Raw genomic sequence first — 11,081 nt, forward strand, 5'->3', positions numbered from 1 at the left:
CCCCCCCGCCCCCCCCCCCCCACCACCCCACGACGAGGATGACGATGACGACCACTGCCGCCGGGCCCCGCACCCGGCCCGAGGGCCGCCTGCTCGACTGGCGGCTCCTCGTCGGCGTCGCCGTCGTCGGCGCGCTCCTCGTCCTGTCCCTCTTCACCGGCGTCTACGACGTCGTCGGGTCCGAGGACGGCGCGCAGATGTTCGCCATCACGCGCGTCCCGCGGACCATCGCCCTCGTCCTCGCCGGGGCCGCGATGGCGATGTCGGGGCTCGTCATGCAGCTCCTCACCCAGAACCGCTTCGTCGAGCCGACGACGACGGGCACCACCGAGTGGGCGGGCCTGGGTCTGCTCGCGGTCACCATCCTCGTCCCGGGCGCGAGCATCGCCGCCCGGATGGGCGGGGCCATCGTCGCCTCCTTCATCGGCACGATGCTCTTCTTCCTCTTCCTCAGCCGCGTCTCGCTGCGCTCCTCGCTCATCGTGCCGATCGTCGGGATCATGCTCGGCGCCGTCGTCGGCTCGGTGTCGACCTTCATCGCCCTGCAGACCGACATGCTCCAGAACCTCGGCGTGTGGTTCGCGGGCAGCTTCACCTCGGTCCTGCGCGGCCAGTACGAGCCGCTGTGGATCGTCGCGGTGGTCGTCGTCGTCGTCTTCATCGCCGCGGACCGCTTCACCGTCGCGGGCCTGGGCAAGGAGGTCGCCACCAACGTCGGCCTCGACTACAACAAGGTCATCCTGCTCGGCACCGGCCTCATCGCCGTAGCGACGGGCGTGGTGACCGTCGTCGTCGGCAACCTGCCCTTCCTCGGCCTCATCGTCCCCAACATCGTCTCGCTCGTCCGCGGGGACGACCTGCGCAGCAACCTGCCGTGGGTCTGCCTCCTCGGCATCGGCATCGTCGCCGCCTGCGACCTCGTCGGCCGGACGATCATCATGCCCTTCGAGGTGCCCGTGTCCCTCATCCTCGGCGTCCTCGGCGCCGCCGTCTTCGTCCTCCTCATCCTCCGGCAGCGTCGTCGTGGTTAGCCTCCTGCCCGCGACGACGCGGACCACGCCCCGGACGACGCCCCCGCTGCCCGCCGCCGCGCCCCGCCGGCGCTCCTCGGGGCCGCTGCCCACCACCCGCTCCCGACGGCGCTACGTGGCCGTCGTCGTCACCCTCGCCGTCCTCGCGCTCGCGCTCGCGGCCGGACTGGTCGCGTGGGACAACCCCATGCCCGCCGGCTCCGACGGCTTCTGGCGCATCGCCCAGCTGCGGCTGAAGAACGTCCTCGTCATGGCGATCGTCGCCTTCTGCCAGGCGATCGCCACCGTGAGCTTCCAGACGGTGACGAACAACCGCATCATCACGCCCTCGATCATGGGCTTCGAGTCCCTCTACGTCGCGGTCCAGACCGCCGCCGTCTACTTCCTCGGCGCCGCCGGCATCGTCGCGCTCACCGGCCTGCCGCAGTTCGTCCTCCAGATCGGGCTCATGGTGGGCCTGGCCGTGGCCCTGTACGGCTGGCTGCTGTCCGGCAAGCACGGGAACCTCCACGTGATGCTCCTCATCGGGATCGTCATCGGCGGCGGCCTGGGCTCGGTGTCGACCTTCATGCAGCGGCTGCTCACGCCGAGCGAGTTCGACGTCCTCACCGCGCGCCTCTTCGGCTCGGTGACCAAGGCCGACGCCTCCTACCTGCCGGTGGCCGTCCCGCTCGTCCTCGTGGCCGGCGGGCTCCTGTGGGCGCGGGCCCGGCGGCTCAACGTGCTGGCCCTGGGCAAGGACGCGACGACGTCGCTGGGCCTGAGCCACCGCGGCGAGCTCGTCAAGGTGCTGCTCCTCGTCGCCGTCCTCATGGCCGTCTCGACCGCGCTCGTCGGGCCGATGACCTTCTTCGGCTTCCTCGTGGCGACCCTCGCCTACCAGTTCGCCGACACCCACGACCACCGCCACGTCTTCCCGGTGGCCGTGCTCGTCGGCTTCGTCGTCCTCGCCGGCGCGTACTTCGTCATGAACCACGTCTTCTACGCCCAGGGCGTCGTCTCGATCATCATCGAGCTCGTCGGCGGCACCGTCTTCCTCGTCGTCATCCTGCGGAAGGGACGCCTGTGATCACCCTGAGCGATGTCCGGAAGGACTACAGCAGCGAGGTCGTCATCGGCCCCGTCGACCTCACCATCCCGGCCGGCGGCATCACCGCCCTCATCGGCCCCAACGGGGCGGGCAAGTCGACGCTCCTCACGATGATCGGGCGGCTGCTCGGCCTGGACGCCGGCACCATCGAGATCGCCGGCTACGACGTGACGAGCACCGCCTCCAAGGACCTCGCCAAGATCGTCTCGGTGCTGCGCCAGGAGAACCACTTCATCACCCGGCTCACCGTGCGCCAGCTCGTCGCCTTCGGCCGCTTCCCCTACTCCAAGGGACGCCTCACCGCCGTCGACGAGGAGCTCGTCAGCCAGGCCATCGACTTCCTCGAGCTGGGGGACCTGGAGGACCGCTACCTCGACCAGCTCTCCGGCGGGCAGCGCCAGCGCGCCTACGTCGCCATGGTGCTGTGCCAGGACACCGAGTTCGTCCTCCTCGACGAGCCGCTCAACAACCTCGACATGCGCCACTCCGTGCAGATGATGAAGCACCTGCGCCGGGCCGCGGCCGAGCTGGGCCGCACGATCGTCGTCGTCCTCCACGACATCAACTTCGCCAGCCACTACGCGGACTACATCTGCGCGGTCAAGGACGGGAAGGTCGCCGAGTTCGGCACCTGCGAGTCGATCATGACCGACACGGTCCTCACGCGGGTCTTCGACACCCCCGTCCAGGTCATCGACGGGCCCAACGGCGCGCTGGCCGTCTACTACTGACGGCGGCTCCCGGCACGCGAGACCCCCGGCCGGTGCCGCGGCCGGGCGCCGTAGACTGCTCCGGTGCCTCCCACCTCTCTCCCGGTGCGTCCGGACCTGGCGGGCCTGACCCCCTACGGGGCCCCGCAGCTCGACGTCCCGGTGCTCCTCAACGTCAACGAGAACCCCCACCCGCCGTCGGCGGAGGTCGTCGCCGACCTCGCCGCCGCCGTCGCGGAGGTGGGCTCCGGGCTCAACCGTTACCCGGACCGCGACTTCCTCGCGCTGCGCGCCGACCTCGCCGACTACCTCGGTGTCGAGTCCGGCGCCACCGGCCTGGGCGCCGAGAACGTGTGGGCCGCCAACGGCTCCAACGAGGTCATGCTCCACCTCCTCCAGGCCTTCGGGGGCCCGGGCCGCACCGCGCTGTCCTTCGCGCCCACGTACTCGATGTACCCCGAGTACGCCCGCGACACGATGACGGCGTGGGTGACCGGCCGCCGCGAGGCGGACTTCACCCTCGACCCGGAGCACGCCGTCGCCCAGCTGCGCGAGCACCGCCCCGCCGTCGTGCTCCTCGCCAGCCCCAACAACCCCACCGGCACCGCGCTGCCGCTCGCGACGATCGAGGCCGTCGCCGAGGCGGCGCTCACGACCGGGCCGGCGGGTGCCGACGGCGCCCCCACGGCGAGCGTCGTCGTCGTCGACGAGGCCTACGCCGAGTTCCGTCGCGAGGGCACCCCAAGCGCCCTGGCGCTGCTCGACCGCTACCCGCACCTGGCCGTGAGCCGGACGATGTCCAAGGCCTTCGGCCTCGCCGGCGCCCGCGTCGGCTACCTCGCGGCGGCGCCCGAGCTCGTCGACGTCCTGCGGGTCGTGCGCCTGCCGTACCACCTGTCCGCCGTCACCCAGGCCGTCGCGCGGGCCGCGCTGCGCCACCGCGGCGCCCTCATGGCGCAGATCGCCGAGCTGCGCGCCGAGCGCGACCGCACGGTGACGTGGCTGCGCGAGCAGGGCCTCACGGTCGCGGACTCCGACGCGAACTTCGTCCTCTTCGGCCACCTCGAGGACCGTGAGAGGGTGTGGCAGGGGCTGCTGGACCGCGGAGTTCTCATCAGGGTCGTCGGTCCGCCAGGATGGTTGCGGGTATCGATCGGTACCGCTGCGGAGATGGCCGCCTTCCGGGTGGCCCTACAGGAGGTGCTCGGGCTGTGACTGGGACGCGAACCGCGCGACTGGAGCGCACGACCTCGGAGTCGAGCGTCGTCGTCGAGCTCGACCTGGACGGCACCGGCCGGACCGACATCTCGACGACGGTGCCCTTCTACGACCACATGCTCACCGCGCTGGGCAAGCACTCCCTCATCGACCTCACCGTCCGCGCGACGGGCGACACCCACATCGACGCCCACCACACCGTCGAGGACGTCGCCATCACCCTGGGCGAGGCGCTCAAGGTGGCGCTGGGGGACAAGCGGGGCATCTCCCGCTTCGGTGACGCGCTCGTCCCGCTGGACGAGGCGCTGGCGCAGGCCGTCGTCGACGTCTCCGGGCGGCCCTACCTCGTCCACAGCGGCGAGCCCGCCGGGCAGGAGTACCACCTCATCGGCGGCCACTTCACCGGCTCGCTCACCCGCCACGTCCTCGAGTCGATCGCCCACCACGCGGCCATCGCCATGCACGTGCGCGTCCTCGCCGGCCGCGACCCGCACCACATCGTCGAGGCGCAGTTCAAGGCCGTCGCGCGGGCGCTGCGCCTCGCCGTCGCACCCGACCCGCGCGTCGAGGGGATCCCCTCGACCAAGGGAGCACTGTGAGCGAGATCCCGGCGGTCGCCGTCGTCCTCACGCCGGTCGCGTCCGCGTCGGCGCTCGCGGGGCTGTGCGCCATGCAGGACGTCGACGTCCACGTCGTGCCCTCACGCTCCGGTGCCGTCGCCGTCGTCGAGCTCGAGCCCGCCCCGGAGGCGCCGCCGTCGGACGACTGGGACATCGGCGAGCTCCTCGGCGCCACCGGTGAGGAGGTGCCCGCCGCCGCCGACGAGGTGGCCCGCACCCTGTCCCGGCTCACCAAGGCCGGCGTCGTGCTCATCACCGCCTCCCTCGCCCAGGACGCCGGCTTCGAGCGCGGCCTGTCCGGGCAGCTCACCGCCCGCCGGTACGCCGGCGGGGAGCGCGGGGAGGACGTCGCCGTGGGGCTCGTCCTCGCCGGCGCCGACGACGTCGTGGAGGACCTCGTCCTCGGCCGCGTCCGGGTGACCGACGTGCCCGGCCACGCACGCTCGGGCGACCTCCCGCGCTGGAAGGCAGCGCGGATGTTCGCCAAGGGCCTGCGCAAGCCCCGGCCCTGAGCGCGTAGACTCCTGCGGTGACCAGCCAGCCGAACGTCGTCGTCCTCGACCACGGCTCGGGCAACGTCCGCTCGGCCGTCCGGGCGATCGAGCGTGCCGGGGCCCACGTCGAGCTCACCTCGGACCCCGACGTCGTCGCCGAGGCGGACGGCCTCGTCGTCCCCGGTGTCGGGGCCTTCGCCGCCGTCATGCGCCAGCTGCGCGAGGTCGGCGGACCCCGCATGATCGAGCGCCGCCTCGCCGGCGGACGCCCCGTCCTGGGCATCTGCGTCGGCATGCAGGTGATGTTCGCCGCGGGCAAGGAGCACGGGGAGCACGCGTCCGGCCTGGACCAGTGGCCCGGCACCGTCGACCGGCTCGCCGCCCCGATCGTCCCCCACATGGGCTGGTCGCCCGTCCGTGCGCCCGAGGGCAGCACCCTGTTCGACGGGCTGGAGGACGAGCGCTTCTACTTCGTCCACTCCTACGCCGTCCAGGAGGACCCGACGTCGGACTTCGAGTCCGGCTCGCCGCTCGAGCGCCCCCTCGTCACGTGGGCCGAGCACGGCACCCCCTTCGTCGCCGCCGTCGAGAACGGCGCGCTGTCGGCCACCCAGTTCCACCCCGAGAAGTCCGGCGAGGCCGGCATCCAGCTGCTCCGCAACTGGCTGAGCACCCTGCGCTGACGCGCCGCGCGTCGCGCCGACCGAGGAGAATGTGCATGTCCCGCCGCCTTGAGCTGCTCCCTGCCGTCGACGTCGTCGACGGGCAGGCCGTCCGCCTCGTCCAGGGCGAGGCCGGCTCCGAGACCTCCTACGGCGACCCGGGGGAGGCGGCCCGCGCGTGGGCCGAGCAGGGCGCGGAGTGGATCCACCTCGTCGACCTCGACGCCGCCTTCGGGCGCGGCTCCAACGCCGAGCTGCTCGCCCGGATGGTCGACGAGCTCGACGTCGCCGTCGAGCTCTCCGGCGGCATCCGCGACGACGAGAGCCTCGCGCGCGCCCTGGACACCGGCGCCCGCCGCGTCAACCTCGGCACCGCGGCGCTCGAGAACCCCGAGTGGACCGCCAAGGCCATCGCCCGCCACGGCGACCGCATCGCCGTCGGCCTGGACGTGCGCGGCACGACCCTCGCCGCCCGCGGCTGGACCCGCGAGGGCGGGGACCTGTGGGACGTGCTCGCGCGCCTGGACGCCGACGGCTGCGCGCGCTACGTCCTCACCGACGTCAAGAAGGACGGCATGCTCACCGGCCCGAACCTCGACCTCCTGCGTGAGGTGTGCGAGCGGACCGAGGCCCCCGTCGTCGCCTCCGGCGGCGTCTCCTCCCTCGAGGACATCGCCGCCCTGCGCACGCTCGTCGACGCGGGCGTCGAGGGGGCCATCGTCGGCAAGGCCCTGTACGCCGGTGCCTTCACCCTTCCCGAGGCGCTGGACGTCGCGGGGCGTCCGTGAGCCCGCTTCCCCCCGCGATGATGCCCGGCGGCCAGGCGGACTCCGCCGGCCAGCCGTGGGCCGGCCGCACCCTCAAGGCGAACCCCTTCTCCGGTGACGACGGGACGGCGCCCGCCGAGCTCGTCGAGGCGCTCGGCGCCGCCGACGAGGCGGAGCGGCTCGTCGCCGTCGCCGACGTCCTGCGCACGGCGCGGGTCATCGTGCCGGTCGTCGCCCACGCCCACCCCGGGCTCGAGGAGGACGGCTCCGTCGCCGGGCACACGAAGCACGGCTCGGGGGACCCGCAGACCGACGCCTGCGCCTCCGCCGCCATGGTCTCCGTGCGCACCCCCGACGGGCGGGCGGCGCTGCCCGTCTTCAGCTCGGTCGAGGCGATGCAGGCGTGGGACGCGACCGCCCGGCCCGTCCCGGTCGAGGGGGTGCGCGCCGCCCTGGCGGCCGTGTCCGACGCCGACTCGATGCTCGTCCTGGACGCCGCCGGACCGGTGACGGTGCTCCTCGGGCGGCCCGCCGTGTGGTCGATCGTCCACAACGAGCCGTGGCTGCCGTCGTGGCGCGACCCCGAGCTCACCCAGGTGGCCGTCGACGCGCTGCGCGGGATCACCGAGCTCACCGCGGTCCGCCTCGAGCGGGGGGAGCGCAGCGAGCTGCGGGCCCTGCTCGCCCTGGCGCCGGGCCTCAGCCGCGAGCAGATGATGGACGCCGTCACCCGCGCCCAGGAGGCGCTGAGTGCCGACCCCGTCTTCACCGACCGGGTCGACTCCCTCGAGCTGTACCCGATGGCCGTCGCCGGCTGAGGCTCAGTCCCCGGCGGAGTCCCGGCACGAGGTGATCGGCTCGAAGGCCTCCTCGGCGAGGAGGTCGTGGAGCGTGCTCACCGGCACGAGGTAGCTGTTGCCCCACACGTCCATCGCGTAGACGACGCCGACGACCTGTCCGTCGCTGCCGAGGACCGCGCTGCCCGAGGACCCGTGGTCCACGCGCGCGTTGGACCGGCCGACCATGCCGAGGTCCGAGCCGAGCGTGTCGAGCTCGTAGCCGAGCACCGAGCCGGCCGCCGTCGTCAGCTGGCCACCGCGCGGGTAGCCGACGACGGTGATCTCGTCGCCGACGGCAGCGTCGACCTCCGCGAGGCCCGGCACCGTGGTGAGGGGCTCGGCGGTGCGCAGGAGGGCGAGGTCGGCGACGTCGGCGACGCCCGCGGAGACCGCGTCGATCTCCCGGCCGTCGTAGGTCGTCACCTGGAGGCGGTCGGCGTCGTCGACGACGTGCCGGTTGGTGATGACGGTGCGCTCGTCGAGGGCGAAGCCCGACCCGGTCGTCAGCTCCCCGCACCCGACGTTGCGGATGCGGACCGCCATCCGCTCGGCCGCGTCCACGCCGTCGGGGGACAGGGCGCCGGGGTCGGCGAGGTGGGGCGCCTCGACGTCGGGGACGAAGTCGTCGGGCAGGTCGCCGGGCATCGCGGGCACGACGCCGCAGCCCGCGAGGACGGCGAGCGTGGCGAGCCCGAGGGCGGCGCGGCGCGCGGTCCTCACTGGTCGTCCAGCCTCTCCTGCAGGCTCGTGTGAGCCTCCTCCGCGAGGGCGCAGCGGCCCGCCACCTCCTCGCGCAGCGCGGCGACGTCGACCTCCGGCGCCTCGGGCTCCTCGTCGTCCGCGTCGGCATCGGCGTCCTCGCCGGCCGAGGCCGAGGCCGACGGCGTGGGCGACGGCGTGGGCCGGGCCGCCTCCTCCAGGTGCGTGATGAGGTCCTCCTGGCCGGCGATGCACTCGTCCATCGCCCCCGCCACGGCAGCCGCGTTCGCCGAGAGCTGGGCCTGGTACTCGGCCACCTGCCGCTGCACCTCGCGGTCGTCGCCCGTCTGGGCGACGGCGTCGGCGAGCTCGTGGATCTGCCCCTGGGCGACCTCGAGCTGGCTCTCCACGAGCGCGAGGGTGCTGCGCGACTCCTCGAGGTCGGCGCGCGCCTGGCCGAGCTCGCCGCCCAGGTCCCGGGCGGTCTCCTCGAGCGTCCCCGCCCGGTCCTCCCAGGCACGTGCGAGGGCGAGCAGGTAGCCGGCCGCGGCGAGGGAGAGGACGAGCGCGACGGCGAGCACGGGCACGACCCACCGGCGACGGCCGTGATCTCGCGCACCGTCCTGCTCCTCCTGGCCCACAACGGCCGGGAACTCCGCGGGTACGCTGGGGACCGGGGCTGTCTCGGGGCCCTGGTCCCTGTGCGTCCGGCTGCTCATGCGTGCTAGTCTCTCAGACTGACCGACCGGAACGCGTGTTCCGGTGTGCAAGCGGAGATTCTCCCACCTTGTCTCGACAGTCTCGCAAGAGCGACAGAGTCCGGGTCCAAAGGTCGCTGAGGGGTAACCCTCGGCACGGGTGACACCGTGCAGCGACCCCTGTGAGGCCTCCGTACGCACCTGTGGACGGAGGCCTTCTTCGTTCGCAGACAGCGACGAGCAGGAGGAGCAGCACATCAGCGAGCCCCGTATCAACGACCGCATCCGTGTGCCGGAGGTCCGCCTTGTCGGACCCGGCGGCGAGCAGGTGGGCGTTGTCCGTGTGGAGGACGCCCTGCGTCTGGCCCAGGAGGCCGATCTCGACCTCGTGGAGGTCGCACCCGATGCGCGTCCGCCCGTGGCCAAGCTCATGGACTACGGCAAGTTCAAGTACGAGTCGGCCCAGAAGGCGCGCGACGCCCGTCGCAACCAGGTCAACACCGCGCTCAAGGAGATCCGGTTCCGCCTCAAGATCGACCCGCACGACTACGCGACCAAGAAGGGTCACGTCGTGCGGTTCCTCGAGGGCGGCGACAAGGTCAAGGTCATGATCATGTTCCGTGGCCGCGAGCAGTCGCGCCCGGAGATGGGGATGCGGCTGCTGCAGCGTCTCGCCGAGGACGTCAGCGACCTCGGCTCCATCGAGAGCTCGCCCCGTCTCGACGGGCGCAACATGACGATGGTCATCGGCCCGCACAAGAAGAAGCAGGGCGGCCGCAGCGACCAGCGCCGCGCCCGCGACAAGCGGGAGGCCGACCAGGCTGCCCAGGGCGACGCCCCGCAGGCCGCCGAGAACACCCCGGTCAACGACGAGGCCACCCAGGCCCCGGACGAGGCCACGCAGGAGGCGTAGCAGCCGCTACGTCAAAGCCAGGTACCGGCGCGAGCCGGCAGACACGGCCGTGCCCCGGCGCGGCCCGAATGAGGAAGACGATGCCGAAGAACAAGACGCACTCCGGTGCCAAGAAGCGCTTCCGGGTCACCGGCAGCGGCAAGCTCATGCGTGAGCAGGCGAACCGCCGGCACCTCCTCGAGGGCAAGTCCAGCCAGCGGACCCGCCGCCTGGCCATGGACAAGGCGGTCGCTCCGGCGGACGCCCCCGGGATCAAGAAGCTTCTCGGCAAGTAACAAGCCGCCCCATACTGAAGGAGAAACGACGTGGCACGCGTCAAGCGGGCGGTCAACGCCCATAAGAAGCGCCGGACGACACTCGAGCGCGCCAGCGGTTACCGCGGCCAGCGCTCGCGTCTGTACCGCAAGGCCAAGGAGCAGGTCACTCACTCCCTGACCTACAACTACCGCGACCGCAAGGCCCGCAAGGGTGACTTCCGGCGGCTGTGGATCCAGCGCATCAACGCTGCGGTCCGCTCCGAGGGCATGACCTACAACCGCTTCATCCAGGGCCTCAAGGCCGCGGGTGTCGAGGTGGACCGTCGTATGCTCGCCGAGCTCGCGGTGAACGACGCGGCGGCTTTCGCCCAGCTCGTCGAGGTGGCCAAGGCCAACCTGCCCGAGGACGTCAACGCGCCTGCCGCCTGACGTTCCTCATGACCGAACGCCCGGACCTGCTGACCAACCCCCGATCCGATCGGGTGCGGATGGTCAAGCGGCTGTCCGGGCGTTCGGCGCGTCTGCGCCACGGCCAGTTCCTCGTCGAGGGACCGCAGGGCGTGCGGGAGGCCGTGCGCCACGCCCCTGAGCGGGTGCGCGACCTCTACCTCACCGAGGACGCCGCCGACCGGTACCCGGAGATCCTCGCCGCCGCCCGCGGGGCGGTGGCCCACGTCCACCTCTCCACCCCCGAGGTGCTCGCGGCGATGAGCGGGGACGCCCAGGGCGTCCTCGCCGTCGTCCACACCGAGGCGGCGTCGCTGCCGGGCCGCGGGCTGCGCCTCGTGGCGGTCCTGCCGTGGGCGGCCGACCCGGGCAACCTCGGCACCATCGTCCGCGCCGCGGACGCAGCGGGGGCCGACGCCGTCGTGCTGGGCCCCGGCAGCGTGGAGCCTTTCAACCCCAAGGCCGTGCGCTCGACCGCCGGCTCGCTGTTCCACCTGCCGGTGGTCCCCGTGGAGGACCTCGCGGCGACGGTCGGCGCCCTGCGGGCCGACGGCGTCCAGGTGCTCGCCGCGGCCGCCGACGGTGAGTGGGACCTCGACACCCTCGCCGACGCGGCGCGCCGCGCCCGGCCCCCCC

15 protein-coding genes are annotated in these 11,081 nt (G+C 72.9%); 13 read left to right on the forward strand and 2 right to left on the reverse strand.

Going from position 1 to position 11,081, the window contains the following annotated elements:
* The first annotated feature begins 44 nt into the window (after window positions 1-44).
* From H9624_RS16140 to H9624_RS16180, 9 genes are all read left to right on the forward strand, one after another.
* The gene (locus tag H9624_RS16140) at window positions 45-1,031 is read left to right on the forward strand and encodes an ABC transporter permease (RefSeq protein WP_251840924.1); all 987 of its coding nucleotides are present in this window, start codon (window positions 45-47) and stop codon (window positions 1,029-1,031) included.
* Window positions 1,032-1,077: 46 nt separating this feature from the next.
* Window positions 1,078-2,100: an iron chelate uptake ABC transporter family permease subunit gene (locus tag H9624_RS16145; RefSeq protein ID WP_251840938.1), complete on the forward strand. Its 1,023-nt coding sequence runs from the start codon at window positions 1,078-1,080 to the stop codon at window positions 2,098-2,100.
* On the forward strand, window positions 2,097-2,852 hold the full coding sequence (locus tag H9624_RS16150) for an iron ABC transporter ATP-binding protein (protein ID WP_251840925.1): 756 nt from the start codon (window positions 2,097-2,099) through the stop codon (window positions 2,850-2,852). The genes H9624_RS16145 and H9624_RS16150 overlap by 4 nt, the downstream gene beginning before the upstream one ends.
* A gap of 63 nt (window positions 2,853-2,915) precedes the next feature.
* Window positions 2,916-4,046 (forward strand): histidinol-phosphate transaminase, encoded by a 1,131-nt coding sequence (locus H9624_RS16155; protein ID WP_251840926.1) that lies wholly within the window; start codon window positions 2,916-2,918, stop codon window positions 4,044-4,046.
* The gene (hisB, locus tag H9624_RS16160) at window positions 4,043-4,648 is read left to right on the forward strand and encodes an imidazoleglycerol-phosphate dehydratase HisB (RefSeq protein WP_251840927.1); all 606 of its coding nucleotides are present in this window, start codon (window positions 4,043-4,045) and stop codon (window positions 4,646-4,648) included. The genes H9624_RS16155 and hisB overlap by 4 nt, the downstream gene beginning before the upstream one ends.
* Window positions 4,645-5,181 carry a hypothetical protein gene (locus H9624_RS16165; RefSeq protein WP_251840928.1) on the forward strand — a complete coding sequence of 179 codons (537 nt, stop codon included), beginning with the start codon at window positions 4,645-4,647 and terminating at the stop codon, window positions 5,179-5,181. The genes hisB and H9624_RS16165 overlap by 4 nt, the downstream gene beginning before the upstream one ends.
* Window positions 5,182-5,198: 17 nt before the next feature.
* Window positions 5,199-5,846 carry an imidazole glycerol phosphate synthase subunit HisH gene (hisH, locus tag H9624_RS16170; protein ID WP_251840929.1) on the forward strand — a complete coding sequence of 216 codons (648 nt, stop codon included), beginning with the start codon at window positions 5,199-5,201 and terminating at the stop codon, window positions 5,844-5,846.
* A 35-nt stretch (window positions 5,847-5,881) separates the two neighbouring features.
* Entirely contained in the window at window positions 5,882-6,613 is a 732-nt protein-coding gene (priA, locus tag H9624_RS16175; protein ID WP_251840930.1) for a bifunctional 1-(5-phosphoribosyl)-5-((5-phosphoribosylamino)methylideneamino)imidazole-4-carboxamide isomerase/phosphoribosylanthranilate isomerase PriA, read from the forward strand.
* Complete coding sequence (locus H9624_RS16180; RefSeq protein WP_251840931.1) at window positions 6,610-7,410, forward strand: SseB family protein; 801 nt, start codon at window positions 6,610-6,612, stop codon at window positions 7,408-7,410. Before priA ends, H9624_RS16180 begins: the two co-directional genes overlap by 4 nt.
* Window positions 7,411-7,413: 3 nt before the next feature.
* On the opposite strand, the gene H9624_RS16185 is transcribed toward H9624_RS16180, so the two are convergent.
* Window positions 7,414-8,151, reverse strand: a complete 738-nt coding sequence (locus H9624_RS16185) for a trypsin-like peptidase domain-containing protein (protein WP_251840932.1) — start codon at window positions 8,149-8,151, stop codon at window positions 7,414-7,416.
* Window positions 8,148-8,849: a hypothetical protein gene (locus H9624_RS16190; protein ID WP_251840933.1), complete on the reverse strand. Its 702-nt coding sequence runs from the start codon at window positions 8,847-8,849 to the stop codon at window positions 8,148-8,150. The genes H9624_RS16185 and H9624_RS16190 overlap by 4 nt, the downstream gene beginning before the upstream one ends.
* 235 nt (window positions 8,850-9,084) lie before the next feature.
* Between H9624_RS16190 and infC the strand changes: the two genes are divergently transcribed.
* From infC to H9624_RS16210, 4 genes are all read left to right on the forward strand, one after another.
* Window positions 9,085-9,741: a translation initiation factor IF-3 gene (gene infC / locus H9624_RS16195; RefSeq protein ID WP_504740269.1), complete on the forward strand. Its 657-nt coding sequence runs from the start codon at window positions 9,085-9,087 to the stop codon at window positions 9,739-9,741.
* 80 nt (window positions 9,742-9,821) lie between these two features.
* On the forward strand, window positions 9,822-10,016 hold the full coding sequence (gene rpmI / locus H9624_RS16200; RefSeq protein WP_251840935.1) for a 50S ribosomal protein L35: 195 nt from the start codon (window positions 9,822-9,824) through the stop codon (window positions 10,014-10,016).
* Between the two features lie 30 nt (window positions 10,017-10,046).
* A complete protein-coding gene (gene rplT, locus H9624_RS16205; RefSeq protein WP_251840936.1) occupies window positions 10,047-10,427 on the forward strand; it encodes a 50S ribosomal protein L20 in 381 nt (126 codons plus the stop codon).
* A gap of 8 nt (window positions 10,428-10,435) precedes the next feature.
* Window positions 10,436-11,081 (forward strand): TrmH family RNA methyltransferase (locus H9624_RS16210; RefSeq protein ID WP_251840937.1); only part of this gene is annotated, 646 nt, incomplete at its 3' end.

The sequence above is a fragment of the Oceanitalea stevensii genome (assembly GCF_014837105.1).
GTDB lineage: Bacteria > Actinomycetota > Actinomycetes > Actinomycetales > Actinomycetaceae > Oceanitalea > Oceanitalea stevensii.